Annotated in this window: 17 protein-coding genes and 1 riboswitch; of the genes, 13 read left to right on the top strand and 4 right to left on the bottom strand. The window is 64.0% G+C overall.

Annotation, left to right across the window (positions count from 1 at the left end):
- The first annotated feature begins 104 nt into the window (after positions 1-104).
- The 7 genes from xdhA (at position 105) to D769_RS22465 (ending at position 9819) form a co-directional block, all read left to right on the top strand.
- Positions 105-1601, top strand: a complete 1497-nt coding sequence (gene xdhA, locus D769_RS22495) for a xanthine dehydrogenase small subunit (RefSeq protein WP_008649782.1) — start codon at positions 105-107, stop codon at positions 1599-1601.
- A gap of 11 nt (positions 1602-1612) precedes the next feature.
- The gene (gene xdhB, locus D769_RS22490; protein WP_008649780.1) at positions 1613-3964 is read left to right on the top strand and encodes a xanthine dehydrogenase molybdopterin binding subunit; all 2352 of its coding nucleotides are present in this window, start codon (positions 1613-1615) and stop codon (positions 3962-3964) included.
- A 19-nt stretch (positions 3965-3983) separates the two neighbouring features.
- On the top strand, positions 3984-4982 hold the full coding sequence (gene xdhC / locus D769_RS22485; protein WP_008649778.1) for a xanthine dehydrogenase accessory protein XdhC: 999 nt from the start codon (positions 3984-3986) through the stop codon (positions 4980-4982).
- A 44-nt stretch (positions 4983-5026) separates the two neighbouring features.
- Positions 5027-6091 (top strand): adenosine deaminase, encoded by a 1065-nt coding sequence (locus tag D769_RS22480; RefSeq protein ID WP_008649777.1) that lies wholly within the window; start codon positions 5027-5029, stop codon positions 6089-6091.
- 77 nt (positions 6092-6168) lie between these two features.
- Positions 6169-7509 (top strand): guanine deaminase, encoded by a 1341-nt coding sequence (gene guaD, locus D769_RS22475; RefSeq protein WP_008649776.1) that lies wholly within the window; start codon positions 6169-6171, stop codon positions 7507-7509.
- A 210-nt stretch (positions 7510-7719) separates the two neighbouring features.
- Complete coding sequence (locus D769_RS22470; protein ID WP_008649774.1) at positions 7720-8901, top strand: fatty acid desaturase; 1182 nt, start codon at positions 7720-7722, stop codon at positions 8899-8901.
- Between the two features lie 91 nt (positions 8902-8992).
- Positions 8993-9182, top strand: a riboswitch (yybP-ykoY riboswitch).
- Between the two features lie 61 nt (positions 9183-9243).
- On the top strand, positions 9244-9819 hold the full coding sequence (locus tag D769_RS22465) for a TMEM165/GDT1 family protein (protein ID WP_008649773.1): 576 nt from the start codon (positions 9244-9246) through the stop codon (positions 9817-9819).
- Between the two features lie 165 nt (positions 9820-9984).
- Here the strand turns inward: D769_RS22465 and D769_RS22460 are convergent, their stop codons facing one another.
- Both D769_RS22460 and uraH read right to left on the bottom strand, forming a co-directional pair.
- Positions 9985-11193, bottom strand: coding sequence for a urate hydroxylase PuuD (locus D769_RS22460; RefSeq protein ID WP_008649771.1), 1209 nt, complete (start codon positions 11191-11193; stop codon positions 9985-9987).
- Positions 11194-11224: 31 nt separating this feature from the next.
- Positions 11225-11578, bottom strand: a complete 354-nt coding sequence (uraH, locus tag D769_RS22455; RefSeq protein WP_008649766.1) for a hydroxyisourate hydrolase — start codon at positions 11576-11578, stop codon at positions 11225-11227.
- Between the two features lie 343 nt (positions 11579-11921).
- Here uraH and D769_RS22450 point away from each other — a divergent pair, with 343 nt between their 5' ends.
- The 6 genes from D769_RS22450 to D769_RS22425 all read left to right on the top strand — a co-directional run bounded on the left by D769_RS22450 (position 11922) and on the right by D769_RS22425 (position 17708).
- Positions 11922-12665 (top strand): GntR family transcriptional regulator, encoded by a 744-nt coding sequence (locus D769_RS22450; protein WP_008649764.1) that lies wholly within the window; start codon positions 11922-11924, stop codon positions 12663-12665.
- Between the two features lie 211 nt (positions 12666-12876).
- Complete coding sequence (locus tag D769_RS22445; RefSeq protein ID WP_008649762.1) at positions 12877-14283, top strand: nucleobase:cation symporter-2 family protein; 1407 nt, start codon at positions 12877-12879, stop codon at positions 14281-14283.
- A 182-nt stretch (positions 14284-14465) separates the two neighbouring features.
- Positions 14466-15410 carry an allantoinase PuuE gene (puuE, locus tag D769_RS22440; RefSeq protein ID WP_008649761.1) on the top strand — a complete coding sequence of 315 codons (945 nt, stop codon included), beginning with the start codon at positions 14466-14468 and terminating at the stop codon, positions 15408-15410.
- The gene (gene uraD / locus D769_RS22435; RefSeq protein ID WP_008649759.1) at positions 15407-15928 is read left to right on the top strand and encodes a 2-oxo-4-hydroxy-4-carboxy-5-ureidoimidazoline decarboxylase; all 522 of its coding nucleotides are present in this window, start codon (positions 15407-15409) and stop codon (positions 15926-15928) included. Before puuE ends, uraD begins: the two co-directional genes overlap by 4 nt.
- A 196-nt stretch (positions 15929-16124) precedes the next feature.
- Entirely contained in the window at positions 16125-17210 is a 1086-nt protein-coding gene (locus tag D769_RS22430; protein WP_008649758.1) for a porin, read from the top strand.
- A gap of 252 nt (positions 17211-17462) precedes the next feature.
- Entirely contained in the window at positions 17463-17708 is a 246-nt protein-coding gene (locus D769_RS22425) for a hypothetical protein (RefSeq protein ID WP_008649756.1), read from the top strand.
- 152 nt (positions 17709-17860) lie between these two features.
- Here the strand turns inward: D769_RS22425 and D769_RS22420 are convergent, their stop codons facing one another.
- Positions 17861-20182 carry an NADP-dependent malic enzyme gene (locus tag D769_RS22420; protein ID WP_008649755.1) on the bottom strand — a complete coding sequence of 774 codons (2322 nt, stop codon included), beginning with the start codon at positions 20180-20182 and terminating at the stop codon, positions 17861-17863.
- Positions 20183-20369: 187 nt separating this feature from the next.
- Complete coding sequence (locus D769_RS22415; protein WP_008649752.1) at positions 20370-20981, bottom strand: DUF4136 domain-containing protein; 612 nt, start codon at positions 20979-20981, stop codon at positions 20370-20372.
- Positions 20982-21136: the final 155 nt, after the last annotated feature.

The following is a 21136-nucleotide window of genomic DNA, read 5'->3' as shown; positions in this document are numbered from 1 at the left end:
GGGCCGCCGCCGGATGCGCGCGTTGATGGGGCATATCACATGGGCCGAATATTGCGTCAAAGGGCCAGTGCTATGTTTCCGCCATCCCCGAAAGAGAGAAGATCATGGAGACGCAAACCATCCGCTTCTACCACCGCGGCCAGGTCCAGGAAGTATCCGACGCCCCCGTGACGCGCACCCTGCTGCAGTACCTGCGCGAAGATGTCCGCTGTACCGGCACCAAGGAAGGCTGCGCCGAAGGCGACTGCGGCGCCTGCACTGTCGTGATCGGCGAGTTGCAGGACAGCGGCGATGTCGAATTCAAGGCCGTCAACGCCTGCATCCAGTTCCTGCCCACGCTCGACGGCAAGGCCCTGATCACGGTCGAGGACCTGCGTCAGGCAGATGGCGCGCTGCACCCCGTGCAGGAAGCCATGGTCGAGTGCCACGGCTCGCAATGCGGCTTCTGCACCCCAGGCTTCGTGATGTCGCTGTGGGCGCTGTACCAGCAGCACACCCCGGGTGGCGAGCCGCCCCCGCGCCAGACCATCTGCGACGCCCTGACCGGCAACCTTTGCCGCTGCACCGGCTATCGCCCGATCGTCGACGCCGGCCAGCGCATGATGGCCCTGCCCGCGCCGCAGGCCGACCGCATCGACCCCCGCCAGATCGCCGACACGCTGCGCAGCCTGAAGCGCGGCGAGACGTTCCACTACAACGCGCGCGGCCAGCATTTCTACGCCCCGCGCACGGCCGCCGAATTCGGCGCGATCAAGGCCGCCGAGCCGAACATCCGCATCCTGGCCGGCAGCACGGACGTCGGCCTGTGGGTAACCAAGCAGTTCCGCGAACTGGGCAACCTGCTCTACGTCGGTCAGGTGGAAGATCTGAACCAGATCGCCGAGCGCGACGGCTTCATCGAAATCGGCGCCGCCGTGACGCTGGAAAAAGCCTATGCCGCGCTGAACACCGCCCATCCGGAGCTCGAGGAACTTTGGAAGCGCTTTGCTTCCCTGCCGATCCGCAATGCCGGCACGCTGGGCGGCAACATTGCCAACGGCTCGCCGATCGGTGACTCGATGCCGGCGCTGATTGCCCTGGGCACGGAAGTCGTGCTGCAACGTGGCGACATCCGCCGCGTGATGCCGCTCGAGGACCTGTACCTGGCCTACCAGAAGACGGCCATGGTCGAAGGCGAATTCGTCGCCGGACTGCGCGTGCCGGTGCAAGGGCCGCAGCATTTCCGCACGTACAAGCTGTCCAAGCGCTTTGACGAGGATATCTCCGCCGTGTGCGCCGCGTTCGGTATCACGGTCGAGAACGGCATCGTCACGGCAGCATGCATCGCCTTCGGCGGCATGGCCGCCACCCCGAAACGGGCTGTGCTGGCAGAGGATGCGCTGACCGGCAAGCCCTGGAACGAGGCCACCGCGCGCGCCGGCATGGCGGCGCTGGGCCAGGACTACACGCCACTGACCGATATGCGCGCCACTGCCGACTATCGCAGCCGGGGCGCCGCCAACCTGCTCTATCGCTTCTGGCTGGAGACACGCGACAGCGCGTTGCCCGCCGCCATGGTCAACGTCCGCGCCATCGGCGCCGGTGAAACCGTGAGCGCCTGAGGAGAGCCTGCATGAACAAGCAAACCGAACCTTTCCTGCTCGACGCCAGCGTCGCCGCCGAATCGGCGCCGCAAGTGGGCATCTCGCGCCCGCATGAATCGGCCCACCTGCACGTGGCAGGCACCGCCACCTATACGGACGACATTCCCGAGCTGGCTGGCACGCTGCACGCCGCGCTCGGCATGAGCACGCGCGCCCATGCGCGCCTGAAGTCGATCGGTCTCGAGCGCGTACGCAAGGCGCCTGGCGTAGTGTCCGTGCTGACCGTCGACGACATTCCCGGTGCCAACGAATGCGGCCCGATCATCCATGACGACCCGATCCTGGTGAAGGACGTCGTCCAGTTCATCGGTCAGCCGATCTTCATCGTGGTCGCGACGTCGCATGACGCGGCACGCCGCGCCGCCCGTCTGGCCGACATCGAGTACGAAGACCTGCCCCCCGTGCTCTCGCCCGAGGCCGCGCACGCCGCAGGCAGCTATGTGCTGCCGCCGATGCACCTGAAGCGCGGCGAACCTGCCCGCCACATCGACGCAGCCATCCACCGCGATGCCGGCAAGATCCACCTGGGCGGTCAGGAGCAGTTCTATCTGGAAGGCCAGATCGCCTACGCCGTGCCGCGCGAGAACGACGGCATGCACGTCTGGTGCTCGACGCAACACCCGACCGAAATGCAGCATCACGTGGCCCACATGCTCGGCTGGCACGCGCATCAGGTGCTGGTGGAGTGCCGCCGCATGGGCGGTGGCTTCGGCGGCAAGGAATCGCAGTCGGCCATGTTCGCGTGCTGCGCGTCGCTGGCCGCGTGGAAGCTGCTGTGCCCGGTCAAGCTGCGTCCGGACCGCGACGACGACATGATGATCACCGGCAAGCGCCACGACTTCGTGTTCGACTTCGATGTCGGCCACGATGACGCCGGCCGCATCGAAGGCGTGCGCGTGGAGATGGTGTCTCGCGCGGGTTTCTCGGCCGACCTGTCAGGTCCGGTCATGACGCGCGCGATCTGCCACTTCGACAATGCCTACTGGCTGCCGAACGTGCAGATCGACGGCTACTGCGGCAAGACCAACACGCAGAGCAACACCGCGTTCCGCGGCTTCGGCGGCCCGCAGGGCGCATTCGCCGTGGAGTACATCCTCGACAACATCGCGCGCAACGTGGGCAAGGATTCGCTCGACGTGCGCCTCGCCAACTTCTACGGCAAGACGGACAACAACGTCACGCCGTATGGCCAGACCGTCGAAGACAACGTCATCCACGAGCTGATCGATGAACTCGTGGCGTCGAGCGAATACAAGGCCCGCCGCGCCGCCACGCGCGCGTTCAACGAGACCAGCCCGATCCTCAAGAAAGGGATCGCCATCACGCCGGTCAAGTTCGGCATCTCGTTCAACGTGGCCCACTACAACCAGGCCGGCGCGCTCGTGCACGTCTACAACGACGGCTCGGTGCTCGTGAACCACGGTGGCACGGAAATGGGCCAGGGCCTGAATACCAAGGTGGCGATGGTCGTGGCGCACGAACTCGGCATCCGCATGGAACGTGTGCGCGTGACCGCTACGGACACCAGCAAGGTAGCCAACACGTCCGCAACCGCCGCATCGACCGGCGCCGACCTGAATGGCAAGGCCGCGCAGGACGCCGCCCGCCAGATCCGCGAGCGGCTGGCCGCGTTCGCCGCCCGCAAGGCCGGCGTGCCCGTCGAAGACGTGCGCTTCGGCGACGACCTCGTGGTGGCTGGCGAGCTGCGCCAGTCATTCGGTGATCTGGCCCGCGAAGCCTACGTGGCCCGCGTGCAACTGTGGTCCGACGGCTTCTACACCACGCCCAAGCTGCACTGGGACCAGAAGGCGCTGCAGGGTCGCCCGTTCTATTACTACGCCTACGGCGCAGCGTGCTCGGAAGTGCTGGTCGATACACTGACCGGCGAATGGAAGCTGCTGCGTGCCGATGCATTGCACGATGCGGGCAAGTCGCTGAACCCGGCCATCGATATCGGCCAGGTGGAAGGCGCGTTCATCCAGGGCATGGGCTGGCTGACCACAGAGGAACTGTGGTGGAACCAGAATGGCAAGCTGATGACGCACGCGCCCTCGACCTACAAGATCCCGACGATCAACGACTGCCCGGAAGCGTTCAACGTGCGGCTGTTCCAGAACCGAAACGTCGAGGACAGCATCCATCGCTCGAAGGCCGTTGGCGAGCCACCGCTGCTGCTGCCGTTCTCGGTGTTCTTCGCGATCCGCGATGCGATTGCTGCGGTGGGCGACTACAAGGTCAACCCGCCGCTGCGCGCGCCCGCCACCAGCGAAGCGATCCTCGACGCCGTGGAGGCCGTGCAGGCCGCCGTGGTTTCCGCCTGACGCAATACCAGGACCGATCATGCAGGACGCCCCCCTCAAACCGTTCCGCTTCGCCGACGCCACCCGCTGGGTGCGCGCCGGCGTGCCCGTGGCGATGGTCACCATCGTCGAAGTCAAGGGTTCCGCGCCGCGCGAGGCGGGCATCCGCATGCTGGTGACGGCCGACGACCTGGTCGGAACGATCGGCGGCGGCCACCTGGAGTGGCGCGGCATGGACATCGCCCGAGAGATGATCGCAAAGGGCGAAAACGGGGAGCAGCGCCGCATCGAGCGTATTCCGCTTGGGCCCGCACTGGGTCAATGCTGCGGCGGCGTCGTGCGCCTGGCGTTTGAAGTGCTGACCCATGACGATCTGGCCTGGCTCGACGCGGTGGAATCGGCCTTCGCGACCGGCAAGGCACTCGCGCGGCATGTACCGGTGACCGGAGCGGTTCGCACGGAAGCCAGCCGCGACCTGTTGCCGTCGGTGCAACTTGCCGCCGATGACAGCTGGATCGACACGCTCGTGCCGGACGACATGCACGTCGTGCTGTTTGGCGCGGGGCATGTCGGCCACGCGCTGGTCAAGGTGCTGGCCACGTTGCCCTGCCGCGTGCACTGGGTCGACGAACGCGACACGCTCTTCCCCGCCGGCCTGCCCGAGAACATCGAGGCCGAAGCGACCGATACGGCAGAAGCCGTGGTCGACCAGGCCCCGGCAGGCAGCTATTTCCTTGTCATGACGCACAGCCATGCGCTCGACCAGACCCTCTGCGAGCGGATCTTCCGCCGCACCGATTTCGCTTACTTCGGCCTGATCGGCTCGAAGACCAAGCGCGCGAAGTTCGAACACCGGATGGCCGAGCACGGCATCGACGCCGCGCGCTTTCCGGAAATGACATGTCCCATGGGAGTCTCCGGCATCACGGACAAGGCACCGGCTATGATTGCGGTAGCCATCGTCGCCCAACTGCTCCAGGTCCGCGACCAGCGCGCAGCTGCGCTGGCCGCCAGCCGGCGGGAGGCGGTGCATCCGTAACCGGGCAGCCGTGATCCGGCTGCCGCCATAAGACAAGAGGCCCCATGACCATTGATGCCGCGCTGGCGGACAAGATCCGCCGTACCCCCAAGGCCGAACTGCACGTGCATATCGAAGGCACGCTCGAACCCGAGCGCATCTTCAGGCTGGCCCAGCGCAACAACGTCAAGCTGGCCTATCCGGACGTGGAAGCGCTACGCGCCGCGTACGCCTTCACGGACCTGCAATCGTTTCTGGACATCTACTACGCCGGCGCCAGCGTGCTGCTGACCGAAGAAGATTTCTTCGACATGACGATGGACTACGTCAAGCGCGCCGCCGCCGACAACGTCCGCCATGCCGAGATCTTCTTCGACCCGCAGACCCATACCGCGCGTGGCGTGCCGATGGGCACGGTGATCGACGGCATCGCCGACGCACTGGCTCAGGCACGCACCGAGTACGATTTTTCGAGCAGCATGATCCTCTGCTTCCTGCGCCACCTGTCCGAGGAGGATGCGCTGGCCACGCTGGAGGCGGCGCTGCCCTATCGCGACCGCTTTGTCGGCGTGGGGCTGGATTCCTCGGAACGCGGCAACCCCCCCGAGAAGTTCGCGCGTGTGTTTGCCCGCGCCAAGGAACTCGGCCTGCATCTGGTGGCGCACGCTGGCGAGGAAGGCCCGCCGCAGTATGTGACCGATGCGCTGGACATTCTCAAGGTCGAGCGGATCGACCACGGCGTGCGCGCGATCGAGGACGAGGCGCTGGTCCAACGCCTGGCACGTGAACGCGTGGCGCTGACCGTTTGCCCGCTGTCGAACCAGAAGCTGATGGTCCACCCCGACCTGCGCGATCACCCGATGAAGCGTCTGCTCGACGCCGGTGTGGCCGTGACGCTCCATTCGGACGATCCCGCCTATTTTGGCGGTTATATGAACGCGAACTGGGAGGCATCGTTCGACGCACTCCCGCTCGATGCGGCCGATGCCCACAAGCTCGCCCGCAACAGTTTTGAAGCGGCCTTCCTGCCGGACGTGCAGAAGGCCGAATTCCTGGCTGAAGTCGACCACTTCTGGTCGGCCACGCCCGCATCCCTGCCCGCAACGGCCAACGTGACAACCACGACCTGACCGGGCGCATTTCAAGAACGCCGGATGCTTCGCCCGTTGCTACACCGAACGGGCGAGGCACCGGCCGCCCCGAAGACATGAAGATGACGACGACTTCCCCTGCATCTGGCGCCGACAACGCCGTGACCCGCGCAATCCGCGGCCGCATTCTGCACTTCCTGCGTGACCCGCAGTTTCATGACGACGCCTATCAGTATTGGGAAGACGGCGTCATGATCGTGAAGGCCGGCCGCATCGCCGCAGTCGGCAATTACGCGGACCTGTCACGCGATATCCCGCAAGGCGCCGAAGTCGTCGACCATCGCGGCAAGCTGATCGTGCCCGGGTTTATCGACACGCACATCCACTACCCGCAGACCGACATCATCGCGTCGCCGTCGCCGGGCCTGCTGCACTGGCTGGACACCTACACGTTCCCCGAGGAGCGCCGCTTCAGCGACCCCGCCTATGCGCGGGCCGTCGCCGATTTCTTCACCGACGAACTGCTGCGCAATGGCACGACCACCGCCATGGTCTGGAGCACCGTGCACGCGGCATCGGCCGACGCACTGTTCGCCGCCAGCCAGCAACGCCACATGCGCATGGTCACCGGCAAGGTGCTGATGGATCGCAACTGCCCGGACTTCCTGCGCGACACCGCCGAGAGCGGCGCGCGTGAATCGGCCGACCTGATCTCGAAATGGCACAACGTCGATCGCCTGGCCTACGCGATCACGCCGCGCTTCGCGCCGACTTCCACCGAGGCACAGCTGGAAGCCTGCGGCGAGTTGGCGAAAGCCCACAGCGACGTCTTCATCCAGACCCACGTGGCGGAAAACCGCGACGAGGTGAAATGGGTGGCCGAGCTGTTCCCCGATGCGCGCAGCTACCTGGACGTCTACGACCGCTACAACCTCCTGCGCCCGGGCGCGTTCTACGGCCACGCGATCTACCTCGACCAGGATGACCGCCGCCGTCTGGCAGACAGCGGCGCGGCCGTGGCGCACTGCCCTACGTCGAACCTGTTCCTGGGCAGCGGCTTCTACGACTTCCACCAATCGGATGCGAATCGCCTGAACGTCACGCTGGCGACGGACGTTGGCGGCGGCACGTCGTTTTCGATGTTCCGCACCATGAACGCCGCGCACAAGGTGGCGCGGATGGGCGGCTACCACCTGACAGCGCTGCGCATGTTCTACCTGGCCACGCGCGCCGCCGCGGAGGCGCTGGGCTGGCAGGACCGGATCGGCAGCTTCGAGGTGGGCTGCGAGGCCGACTTCGTCGTGCTGGACCCGGACGCCACGCCGCTGATTTCGCGCCGCAGCAGCCGCTCGGAAACGCTCGAAGAGCAGTTGTTCGCGTTCGCGATGCTTGGCGACGACCGGGTCATCGAGAACGTCTACATCATGGGCGAGGCCACCAGCCCGGTCGCCGCCTGATCGGGCGTAGGCGGGGCATATTTGTGTGGATCGGCCGATTCCACCCAAACATGGTCCGCCGATGTGCTTTTTTGGTCTCAATGCGAATCCGCCCTCGCGGAGCATTGACCATAATCAACACAACGGTCATCAAAGCCTTCTAGCCTGTCACGCATATAAAGTCCGCCCATCCGGGCAGACGCACATGCATACCGACTCGCCAGACCTTTGATGACTGCCCCATCCGACACCCTCTCGCCGGCCGACGCCGACGCGATCTCGCAAGCGCCGAACCACAGCACGAACCGCCCCAAACGCCCGGCCAAGAACATCCCCCTGCCGGAGCCAATCGCCTTCGAGGCCCCGTTTCCGAACCGCAAGACGATCCGCAGCTGGCTGATTCCCCTCGGCGGCCGCAGCACCGCGCGCGCGCTGCTTCTGTTCGCGTTCGATTACGCGCTGTTCGCTGCCGTACTGGCCGGCGTGGTCCTGGCATCATCCTGGTGGGCCAAGGTTGGGCTCGGCGTGCTGGCCGGACTGATCATCGCGCGCCTGTTCATCATCGGCCACGACGCCTGCCACCAGAGCCTGACCGACCATCGTGGCCTGAACAAGTGGCTGGGCCGGCTCACGTTCCTGCCGTCGCTCACGCCTTATAGCCTCTGGGAAGTCGGCCATAACGTCGTCCATCACGGTTACACGAACCTGAAGGGCTTCGACTTCGTCTGGGCGCCCTACTCGCTCGAGGAATTCCGCGCGCTGCCGCGCAGCCGCCGGATTCTGGAACGCATCTACCGCAACGGCCTTGGCGCCGGCCTTTACTACCTGATCGAGATCTGGTGGTTCAAGCTGTTCTTCCCCAGCAAGCGCCAGATGGCGACCCGTCGCCCGATCTTCATGTGGGACTGCGCGCTCGTGGCAGCTTTCGGCGCGCTCTGGATCGGCGCGCTGGTCTGGCTGGCCGTGGCCACCGGGCAATCCCCGCTGCTGCTGGTCGGCACCGGCTTCGTGCTGCCCTTCCTGATCTGGAACGCCACCGTTGGCTTCGTGCTGTACGTCCACCATACGCATACCAGCGTGGCGTGGTACGACACCAAGGCCATGTGGGCGAAGGCCCAGCCGTTCGTGTCGACGACCGTGCATCTGCGCTTCAACTTCGGTATCGGCGCGGCCCTGCATCACATCATGGAGCACACGGCCCACCACGTGGACATGAGCATCCCGCTGTACCAGCTCAAGCGCGCCCAGGCGCTGCTCGAGCACGCACTGCCGGGTCGCATCATCATCGAGAAGTTCTCGTGGCGCTGGTATTTCCATACAGCTCGCCGCTGCAAGCTCTACGACTTCAAGGCGCTGTGCTGGACGGATTTCCGCGGTCGCCAGACCAGCGAAAACGCTCCGACTCCGGTCTGAGCACATCGGGAATGGCGGCGTTAGCGACATTCCCTTGAATTGACAGAAACTGCGAGACGGGTGGACTTCGGTCGCCAGTCTCGCTAAAATGCGACCTTCCATTGGGGAGTAGCCGCCCTGATCTCACCGCGCCGCGCAATGCGGCACCCGGAAGACAGGGGCGTACGTCAACAGACTTGACCAAATGCCGACATGGCAGGCGGTTATGGCGTGCGCAGCCCAGGACCTTGCGTCCAGTGCCTGGCGAGACCGATGACCTCACCTTTCTGGCCGGGCCGGGAAAGGTGTGCGTCATTGGCATCTCGCGATGCATTTGCGGCCCGGTTATTCAAACGACAAAAAATGGAATCGTTCCTCGTCTCCACAGGCATCGTCGCGCTCGCTGAAATGGGCGACAAGACGCAGTTGCTGTCGCTCGTCCTGGCTGCTCGCTACCGCAAGCCAATTCCCATCATCCTGGGAATCCTGATCGCGACACTGGTCAACCATGGCTTTGCCGGCGCGCTCGGCGGCTGGATCACAGGCGTGGTCGGTGTAGACCTGCTGCGCTGGATTCTCGGCCTCGGGTTTATTGCGATGGCCGGCTGGATGCTGATTCCAGACAAGCTCGACGACGCCGAGGAAGCCAAACCCGTCAAGGGCGCGCTCGGCATCCTGGGCACCACGATCATCGCGTTCTTCTTCGCCGAGATGGGCGACAAGACGCAGATCGCCACCGTGGCGCTGGCCGCGCGCTTCCATGGCGAAGTGATTGCGGTGGTGGCCGGCACGACGTTCGGCATGATGCTCGCCAACGCCCCCGCCGTCCTGCTTGGCGACCGTTTCGCCAACAAGATGCCGATCGCCCTGGTGCACAAGATCGCCGCTGCGATCTTCCTGGTGCTGGGTCTGCTGGCGCTGTTCAACGTCGGCGGCTGAGGATCGTGGCTCCCCTCTCCCGCTCAGCGGGCGCGGGGAGAAGCAATTCCGATCCGGAAATAAAAAAACGGGGCCTAAGCCCCGCTCAAACCCTCGCCGGTCCGGAACAGCCAGCTGCAAACTGCGCAGCCTCCGGACCGTCGATCACCGATGCTCGGTCAAAAATCAGTTGGTGGTTTTCGCGCCGCCTTCGAACCATTGGCCAAGGAGCGCGCGTTCATCGTCCGTGATCTGCGTGACGTTGCCCAACGGCATCGCCTTCTGCTGCACGGCCTGTTGATAGATCAGCTGAGCGTGTGCCTTGATGCCATCGACGGAGTCCAGCTTGATCCCCTTGGCAGCGGTCGGCATCATCTTCGGCTGCTCGGCGTGGCACTGCACGCAACGCGTGTTGATGATTTCCTGGACCTTCACGAAGCTCACGGCATTGGCGGCGTCACCAGCAGCATTGCTGGCAACTTGCGGACGCGGTTGCGGCGCGATCATGAACGCCACCACGCCCAGGCAGGCCACGCCGGCCGTCGGCCATGCGAAGTTGATCTTGCCCTTGTGCTTCAGGATGAAGAACTGGCGAATCAGCACGCCGGCCAGCATCACCATGATCAGCACGAGCCAGTTGTTCTTGGCCGCGTACGTCATGCTGTAGTGGTTCGACAGCATTGCGAACAGCACCGGCAACGTGAAGTACGTGTTGTGCACGCTACGCTGCTTGCCGCGCTTGCCGTGGATCGGATCCACCGGCTGGCCGGCCTTCAGCGACGCCACCACCTTGCGCTGGCCCGGGATGATCCAGAACAGCACGTTGGCACTCATGATCGTCGCGATCATCGCACCGGTCAGCAGGAATGCCGCGCGGCCCGAGAAGATATGGCACGCCACAAACGCCGCGACTGCCACATAGACCGCCACCAGAATGCCTACGGTACGGTCGCTCTTGCCGAAGATGCGGCAGATCGAGTCGTAGACCACCCAGCCAAGCACGAGGTATGACACGGCAAAGCCAACGGCGGCGCCGGGCGACATGTCGTACACATTCTTGTCGATCAGGAACGTGCTCGCGTTGAACAGATACAGCACCACCAGCAGCGCAAAGCCGCTCATCCACGTCGAATACGACTCCCAGTAGAACCAGTGCAGGTTCTCCGGCAGGCTCTTCGGCGCGGTCAGGTACTTCTGCGGGTTGTAGAAGCCGCCGCCGTGCACGGCCCAGAGTTCACCGTCGACACCCTTGACCTTGAGGTCGCTGGCCGTGGGGCGCGTCAGGCTGTTGTCCAGCCAGACGAAGTAGAACGACGAACCGATCCAGGCAATCGCCGTGATCACGTGGAGCCAACGCAAGAGCAAATTGGCCCAGTCGAGAATATAGCCTTCCATGACTTGTCTCCTTTATTCCCGTCCGCCTTGATCAGCTGCCGCGGTAGGTCGAGTACGACCACGGCGACACCAGCAGCGGCACGTGGTAGTGCGCGGCGGTATCGGCAATGCCGAAGCGCAGCGTCACCACGTCCAGGAATGCCGGTTCGGGCAGTTTGACGCCCTGGGCACGGAAATAGTCGCCGGCGCCGAACTCGAGTTCGTAGACGCCCGCTACGAGGTCGGCGCCTTCCAGCAGCGGCTGGTCGCAACGGCCATCGTGATTCGTCGTGACCGTCTTCAGGGTCTCGCGACGATTGTCGACAATTTTATGGAGAGTGACCGACATTGCGGCGCCAGGCGTCCCGGCTGCCGTGTCGAGAACGTGAGTGGTCAAGCGTCCCATCCTGTTCTTCCTTTGGGGTGTGGGTTGTGAGGGGCGCCGCTGCCTTCACTAGCACCATTTTGAGGAATGGTGCCCGCTCGGTACGTGTTTCAACGCATCCCGGCGCTGGATTGGTGCGAGGCGACAATGCGCCCGCGCCATCCTGATGACAACTCGGTATATACCCGTAGTTGTCGAAAACCTGAGGCGGTTTTGTTGACAATGGTGCTTGCATATCCAAATAATTGTCAACAATTTTTAGATCTGCACGGCCGCATGATCGGTATCAAGGCGCGTGATGTCGGTTTGATAACCACTCGCTACGATCGCCGACCATCGCCACCTTGCATTGCGAGTGACCAGGATGTCCAAGAATCTCAAGCTTATTGCCGCGACCGACGCCCTGCCGGCGCTCACCGACAACAAACCGGCCCGCAAGGGCTCCGTCGAGGAGCGCATGTATCACGAGATCTATGACGCGATCATGGAGCACCGGCTGCCTCCCAGGACCAAGCTGACCGAGCATTCGCTTTGCGAGATCTATGCCACGGCCCGTCATACGGTACGCAAGGTGCTGTCGCGCCTGGCCGCCGACGGCATGGTCGACCTGGAGCCGAATCGCGGCGCGTTTATCGCCAGCCCGTCCACCGACGAGGCGCACGACATGTTCGAACTGCGCCAGATGCTGGAGCGCGCCGTGCTCGAGAAGCTCGCCTCCCTGCCCAACGTGCGCACCGTGATCGCCCCGCTGCGCAAGATGGTCAACGACGAGCGCCAGGCCTTCCTGACGCATGAGCGCCCGCGCTGGATCCGCCTCTCGGCCGAGTTCCACACCGCGCTGGCCGAACTGTCCGGCAACCAGTTGCTCGTGACGATGATGCGCCGGCTGGTGTCGCGCACCACGCTGATGATTGCCAGCGTGGAGTCGCCGGGCCACAACGCCTGCTCGTTCGACGAGCACGACGAAATCCTCGATGCACTGGAACAGGGCGATGCCGCCCTGGCCCAGGCGCGCATGGCGCACCACCTTGGCGCCTGCGCGGAACGCGTTCAGCCGGATGAACCCGGCAACTTCGATCTTCGCAGTGTGCTGGGCCGCTCCACCTAGCGCAATGTTCCCGCCGCCGGGCAACAGCCACCCCCTGTTGCCGATCTAGAACCAGCGGTCTCATCTGCCGAAAGACGCCCAACCAGAGGCCAGGCACGAGACCGGACAAGAGTCATCGACGGAAGTCCACCAAAAAGAGACACCGGCGAATGGCCAGGACAAAAACCCGGCGCGCGTTCCCATCCAAATCCAAAGGAGAGGAGACACACCCATGAATTCCGCAAGCACCACGGTCCCCACGGATCTCACAAACGAGCGGTTGCCCTCCGGGCGATTGCTTGCCCTGGGCCTGCAGCACGTGCTGGTGATGTATGCCGGCACGGTTGCGGTTCCGCTGATCGTCGGCGGTGCGCTCAAGCTTCCCAAGGATCAACTCGCGTTCCTGATCAACGCCGACCTGTTCGCCGCCGGCCTGGCCACGCTGATTCAGGCCTTCGGCTTCTGGAAATTCGGCATCCGCATGCCGGTGATGATGGGTGTCACGTTCGCGTCGGTGGCGCCGATGATCGCCATCGGCAACGATCCGAATGTCGGCCTGCTCGGCATCTATGGCGCGGTGATCGCGTCCGGTATCTTCGGCATATTGATCGCACCGATGATGGGCCGGATGCTGGGACTGTTCCCGCCTGTGGTCACCGGCACGGTGATCACGCTGATCGGGGTGTCGCTGATGCGGGTGGGTATCAACTGGGCCGGTGGCGGACAGCCGACCACGCGCGCCGTGATCGACGGCGTGGTGAAGGAAGTGCCCAACCTCGCTTATGGAGACCTCAGCAACCTGGCCATCGCGGGCCTGGTGCTCGTCGTCATCCTGCTGCTGACCAAGTACGGTCGTGGCCTGGTGGCCAACTGCGCGGTGCTGCTCGGCATCATCATCGGCACGCTGGTGGCGATGGGATTGGGCAAGGTCTCGTTCGAAGGCCTCAACGAAGCCAGCTACGTCGCCGTGATCACCCCGCTGCATTTCGGCATCCCGAAGTTCGAACTCACCGCCATCCTCTCGATGTGCATCGTGATGCTGATCACGCTGGTGGAGTCGACTGGCATGTTCCTGGCCCTGTCCGACATCACCGGCCGCAAGCTCAGCCGTGACGACCTGACCGCCGGCCTGCGCGCAGACGGCCTGGGCACCGTGATCGGCGGTATCTTCAACACGTTCCCGTACACGTCGTTCTCGCAGAACGTTGGCCTGGTCACGGTGACCGGCGTGCGCTCGCGCTACGTCGCCGCAGCCGGTGGCGTGATCCTGATCGCGTTCGGCCTGTTCCCGAAGATGGCCCACGTGGTGGCCTCGGTGCCGCAGTTCGTGCTGGGTGGCGCCGGCATCGTGATGTTCGGCATGGTGGCCGCCACCGGCATCCGCATCCTCGGTTCGTGCGATTTCAATCGCAACCGCCACAACCTCTTCATCGTTGCGATCTCGATCGGCTTCGGCATGATCCCGACGCTGTCGCCGACGCTGTTCCAGTACCTGCCCAAGTGGACCGACCCGTTCACCCACAGTGGCATCGTGCTGGGCACCATCGTCGCCGTAGCGCTGAACCTGTTCTTCAACGGCATCCAGTCGGCCGAGGAAGCCATGCGCAATGCCGCCGCGAACTCGCACGGCACGGAGTGATTCCGGACAATTCAAATACAACAATCAATAGCGACAATCTGACACCGACAATCGACATCGGTCGGCATCAGATTGTCAAGCCCTACGGGAGCGTTTCTGGCATACGCCTTGCGTAAGTCTGGTCGCTTCGAAGCATGGCTCCCGCGGGGCGCGGCAGTTTCTCCTGAAGCAGAAATATAGAAATGACACACGATAACTATCCACGCGATCTCATTGGCTACGGCGCGCAGCCGCCGCACGCCCGCTGGCCGGGCGGCGCGCGCATCGCGCTGCAGTTCGTGCTCAATTACGAGGAAGGCGGCGAGAACTGCGTGCTGCACGGCGACGCGGCATCCGAGCAGTTCCTGTCCGAGATCGTTGGTGCCGCCGCCTATCCGGCTCGACACATGAGCATGGAGGGCATCTACGAATACGGCTCGCGCGCCGGCGTCTGGCGCCTGCTGCGCGAGTTCGAACAACGCAAGCTGCCGCTGACGGTCTTCGGCGTGTCGATGGCGCTGCAGCGCCATCCGGAACTGACCCGCGCGTTCGTCGAACTCGGCCACGAGATCGCCTGCCACGGCTACCGCTGGATTCACTACCAGGGCATCGACGAAGCCATCGAGCGCGAGCACATGCGCATCGGCATGGAGATCATCAAGGAGCTGACCGGCGAGATGCCGCTGGGCTGGTACACCGGCCGCGACAGCCCCAACACGCGCCGGCTGGTTGTCGAGCACGGCGGGCTGCTCTATGACGCCGACTACTACGGCGACGACCTGCCCTTCTGGACCGATGTGGAAATCACCGGTGGCCAGAAGAAGCCCCATCTGGTGGTGCCGTACACACTCGACACCAACGACATGCGCTTCGCCACGCCCCAGGGCTTCAACACGGGCGAGCAGTTCTTCCAGTATCTGAAGGATGCCTTCGACGTGCTCTACGCCGAAGGCGATCCGCAGGGCCAGGACCGCCCGAAGATGCTGTCGATCGGCATGCATTGCCGCTTGCTGGGCCGCCCGGGACGTTTCCGCGCGCTGCAGCGATTCCTGGATTACGTGCAGTCTCACGACAAGGTGTGGATCTGCAGGCGTGTCGATATCGCCCGCCACTGGATTGAGACCCACCCCTATCGGAGCCACGCATGAGCCAGACCACCTACACGATCGCCCAACTCAACACGATGCCCGAGGCCGAATTCATCGCGGTCCTCGGCGGCATCTACGAACACTCCCCCTGGTTCGCCGAAACGGCGGCACACAAGCGCCCATTCGCCAATACCGCGGAACTGGCATCGGCCCTGCGCGGCGCCGTAGATGCCGCGGGCCAGGAAGCACAGCTCAAGCTCGTGCGCGCTCACCCGGAACTGGCGGGCAAGGCCGCGGTGCGCGGCGAGCTGACGGCGGAATCCACGCGCGAGCAGGCTGGCGCCGGACTCGATCAGTGCACGCCCGAGGAATTCCAGCGCCTGCAGGGACTGAACGAAGCCTACAACCGCAAGTTCGGCTTCCCGTTCATCCTCGCGGTCCGCGGCTATGACCGGCACGGCATCATCGACGCTTTTGCAAGGCGCCTGGAAAACACGCCGGAGGTCGAGTTGCAAACTTGCATCAACCAGATTCATCGGATTGCGCAGTTCCGTCTGAACGACTTAGTATCCGCCTGACCAAAAAAAGCACATCGAAAAAAGAGAGAGAAATCAGGAGCGTTCAGCAGCAGATCGAGCATCACTGTGAGACAAGAACGTGCCAGGCGGCGCCAATTCCCGCGCGCCGCCCAGGCACGGAACTAGAGAGAACCCAGCAGGTTCCAGCACACAGGCAAGCGTTCTGAGCAGCATTACAACCACGGAGGTCTTAAACATGAAGAAGCAGTACAAGCCGGCTCTCAAGCTGGCGGCGATCGCAGCCACCCTTTTCTCCGGCGCGGCCATGGCCCAGTCCAGCGTGACGCTGTACGGCATGGCCGATGCTTTCATCGGAGGCGTCAAGAATCCGGGCTCGGGCGACCGCGCCTACGTAGTCAACTCGGGTGGCATGCAAACCTCGTACTGGGGCATCAAGGGTACCGAGGACCTGGGCATGGGCACGAAGGCCATCTTCGACCTGAACGGCTTCTTCCGCCCCGACACCGGTAGCATGGGCCGCTTCACCGGCGACTCGATGTTCAGCCGCAATGCCTTCGTCGGTCTGACGAACGAAACCTACGGCACGCTGAAGATCGGCCGCAACACGACGCCGTACTTCGTGTCGACGATCCTGTTCAACCCGCTGGTCGACTCGTACACGTTCAGCCCGATGATCTTCCACACGTACTTCCCGACGCCTCAGAACGTTGGCGGCGTGTCCGATCCGGGCATCCTGGGCGATTCGGGCTGGAACAACTCGCTGCTGTACTCGACGCCGAACTTCGGTGGCCTGACCGCGAACTTCATCTACGGCTTTGGCGAATCGCCCGGTAACAACGGCAAGAACAAGTGGGGCGGCAACCTGACCTACTTCTCCGGCAACTTCGCTGCGACGCTGGCATTCCAGCAGGTCAAGTTCGACGTTGCTCCGTTTGACCCGCAGAATGCCAATCTCGCGGGCCTCGACAAGCAGTCCGCCGTGCAGGCTGGCGTGACGTACGACTTCAAGATCGTCAAGGCCTTCCTGCAAGGCCAGTACATCAAGACGAACTTCAATACGAGCTCCAATGGCGGCGACATCAAGCACATCGACGGCCAGGCCGGCGTCGCGGTGCCGGTTGGCGCAGGCAATATCCTGGCGTCGTACACCTACGGCCGCGTGCTGAACGAAGTTGCCGGCATCAAGCGCAACACGTTCGCCGTCGCCTACGACTACAACCTGTCGAAGCGCACCGACGTCTATGGTGCCTACTACTACGACAAGGTGTCGGGCGTCGAGCACGGCGACACCTTCGGTGTCGGCGTTCGCCACCGCTTCTGATCCCGTTCTGATCCCGGAATATTCCGCCGGATCAATGGTCGTACAGCCCGCCTCCGGCGGGCTTTTTTGTTGCGTGTCCCCATGACACAGGCGTCACAATGCTGCGCCGCATTGCAACAAGGCGCAATCAAAGCAGGATGGGAAGCCACTGCTCCATAGGCGGATTCAATTGGCAAGCCCTTCGTCCGCTGCCTAGATTAGTTTCCCGGCCTCTGTGCTGGGCCACGTAAACAGGAACGAATGAGGTGACGCATGCGGCGCTATGTGAAATCCCGGTCGGAACTGATGGCCATCCTGAGCCAGTGCCTGGACAACAATCCGGAGTGCGGCGAGGTTGAGTTGCACGCAATGCGCGTGCATCAGCCGGACCATACGGGTTGCAACTGGAGCGCCGAGGTGGATTTTCGCCAGGAGACTTTCCCCGATCTGGCACAGCAGATGGCCGCGGCCCGTTCGATCATCGTGGTGATGCGGGAGCAGTACAACGTGCTGCAGTAGAGAGTAGTAGGCATGACAGGGCACGACCCGTGCGTACTGACCCGCCGACGCGCTGACACTCCGGCAGACGTGCCAGCGCACCGACAATGAAACAGGGCCGCTTTCGCGGCCCTGTTTCTTTTTGCTTCCGGCAGATATTCAGATCGTGAACATCAGCGGATGGCGTTGCACTCCGCCACGGCCACGGCCGTCATGTTGACGATACGGCGCGTGGTCGCCTGGGGATTCAGGATGTGCACCGGCTTGGCCGCGCCCAGCAGGATCGGACCCACCGTCACGCCCTGGCCGCCCGTGATCTTGAGCAGATTGAACGCGATGTTGGCGGCATCCAGCGTCGGCATCACCAGCAGATTGGCGCTGCCGGCCAGCTTGGTGCCCGGCAGGAAATGACGGCGCACTTCCTCGACCAGCGCCGCATCGCCCTGCATCTCGCCTTCCACTTCGAGCTGCGGGGCCACACGGGCCAGGATCTCGGCCGCGTCGCGCATCTTGCGCGCCGACGGTCGGTTCGACGAACCGAACATCGAGTGCGACATCATCGCCACCTTCGGGTGCAGGCCGAAGCGTGCGATTTCCTCGGCTGCAAGCTGCGTGATGGCAGCCAGTTCCTCGGCGCTCGGATCATCGTTGACGAACGTATCCGTGATGAACAGCGTGTACTTTTCGAGCATCAGCGCGTTCATGGCCGCGAACACCTTGGCACCCGGCGCCAGGCCGATCACGTCGCGCACGTGCTCCAGATGTGCCTCGAACCGGCCCACCGTGCCGCACAACAGTGCATCGGCATCGCCCATGTGCATCAGCATTGTGCCGATCAGCGTATTCGAACGGCGCAGCGCCACCTTGGCCATGTCCGGCGTCACACCATCGCGGCCGCGCAGCGCGTGGTACTCCTCGTGATAGGCGCGATAGCGCGGATCGTCCTCGGGGTTGATCAGTTCGAAATCGACGCCCGGACGCAGACGCAGGCCCGCCTTCTCGATACGCATCTGGATTACGTGCGGGCGACCGATCAGGATCGGGCGGGCCAGACCTTCGTCCACCACGCCCTGCACCGCACGCAGCACACGCTCTTCTTCGCCCTCGGCGTAGGCGACGCGCTTCGGCGCGGCCTTGGCGGCCGTGAACACCGGCTTCATGATCATGCCGGTGTGGTACACGTAGCTGGTCAGTTGCTGGCGGTAGGCTTCGAGGTCCTTGATCGGGCGCGTGGCCACGCCGGATTCCTCGGCGGCCTTGGCAACGGCCGGCGCGATCTTCTCGATCAGGCGCTGGTCGAACGGCGTCGGGATGATGTAGTCCGGGCCGAACTTCAGTTCACGACCACCGTAGGCGGCGGCCACGGCGTCGTTCAGTTCGGCTTCGGCCAGTTCGGCGATCGCCTTCACGCAGGCCAGCTTCATTGCTTCCGTGATCTTCGTGGCGCCGCAATCGAGCGCGCCGCGGAAGATGTACGGGAAACAGAGCACGTTGTTGACCTGGTTCGGATAGTCCGAACGGCCCGTGGCGATGATGCAGTCCGGACGCGCGGCCTTGGCCACTTCCGGGCGGATTTCCGGCTCCGGGTTGGCCAGCGCCAGGATGATCGGACGGTCGGCCATGGTCTTGACCATGTCACCGGTCAGCACGCCCGCGGTCGAGCAGCCCAGGAACACGTCCGCATCCTTGACGATGTCGGCCAGCGTGCGGGCCGTCGTGTCCTGTGCGTAGCGAGCCTTGTTGGCCTCCATGTTCGCGTCGCGGCCGTGGAAGATCACGCCCTTCGAGTCGACGACGTAGATGTTCTCGCGCTTCACGCCCAGGCTGACCATCGTATCCAGGCACGCGATTGCGGCGGCGCCCGCGCCCGAGACGGCCAGCTTGACCTTCGCGATGTCCTTGCCCACCACCTTCAGGCCGTTCAGCAGCGCTGCGGTCGAGATGATTGCCGTGCCGTGCTGATCGTCGTGGAAGACGGGGATGTTCATGCGCTCACGCAGCTTCTGCTCGATGTAGAAGCACTCGGGAGCCTTGATGTCCTCGAGGTTCACGCCGCCGAGCGTCGGCTCCAGCGCCGCCACGATCTCGACGATCTTGTCCGGGTCGCGTGCATCGAGTTCGATGTCGAACACATCGATGCCGGCGAATTTCTTGAACAGGCAGCCCTTGCCTTCCATCACGGGCTTGCCGGCCAGCGGACCGATGTCGCCCAGGCCCAGCACGGCGGTACCGTTGGTCACCACGGCCACGAGGTTGGCGCGCGAGGTGTACTCGGCGGCCATCGCGGGGTCCTTGTGGATCTCTTCGCAGGCGTAGGCCACGCCCGGGGAGTAGGCCAGCGACAGATCGCGCTGATTGGACAGCGCCTTGGTGGCCGTTACCTGGATCTTGCCCTTGGTCGGGCTGCGGTGGTATTCCAGCGCAGCCAGGCGCAGTTGCGCTTCGGGACTATTGGGGGCATGTTGCGGTGCATCACCGGTGGTCTTGCTGCTCATTCTCTGCTCGTCCGGGTAAAGGCGGGAAAAAATCGAGGAGCCATTCTAGCCCAGCCGCCACGCGGCGGCAGGGCTTTGGCACGCCCGATTGGAAGATTTTGCCGCCACCGGACGCAAAACTCCTTTTACCGTACGGTAGCCAATACCTTTCACCCCCGCCGGCGAAAGGATATTGCGCGGCGCCCTGCTACTTCTTGTCCTTGTCGACCTCCAGCGTCACGCGACGCGGCCGCCCGCTCTCGGCCGGGAAGTCCGCGAACGCGCTGCGGATCATGTAGGGCATCACCGCCGCCGGATTACCACTCTCTGTCGTATTGGTGGCGGTGACCTGATAGACACGCTTGCCGCTGGCTGCATCCTTGAAATAGACGCGCACGCTCGAATACGTCACGGGCACGTCGCGTATCACGGTCTGGGGCGGCCAGTAGCCGGGGCCCCATCCCCAGGGGCCATAGGGTCGATACCCGCCATAAGGGCCCCAGTACGGCCCCCAAGGTCCGTACCAGGGGTCGGGATAGACGGTCTCCGCCACCTGGGCAATCCCGGGCGCGGCGTCGTAGTCCATTGTCACCAGATAGCGTGCCTGGCCGGCCGGGCGCTGCTCGAAGCCAAGTCCGGACAAGGTGTCTGCCAGCCACTGCTCGAAGGTCTGGCGCTCGAGTTGCTCTTCCTGCTGCGACGTGTGTTCGAACGCGTAGGTCCGCGGCGCATCGTTCTGCCAGCCGGCCTGCCGGAACGCGGTGACCTCGGTGGTCACCGTGGTGGCACATCCCGCCAGCCAGAGCGAGCCCAGCGCCATCAGCGCCCAGAAGGCGCCCCGTCTTCCCCACTTCGTCACTGCTTTCCCTGATGCACGCATTCCCTGATACCTCGTTCTTCCTGATTTGGTTGCATTTCCTCAGACAGGAACAACCCTTTTGAATTCCCACGCCGCATCTGGCATCCCGCATTGCC

It is taken from the genome of Cupriavidus sp. HMR-1 (genome assembly GCF_000319775.1).
In the GTDB taxonomy this organism is placed as follows: domain Bacteria; phylum Pseudomonadota; class Gammaproteobacteria; order Burkholderiales; family Burkholderiaceae; genus Cupriavidus; species Cupriavidus metallidurans.
The sequence above is the reverse complement of the archived record's forward strand: the minus strand, read 5'-3'. Positions and strand labels throughout refer to the sequence as shown.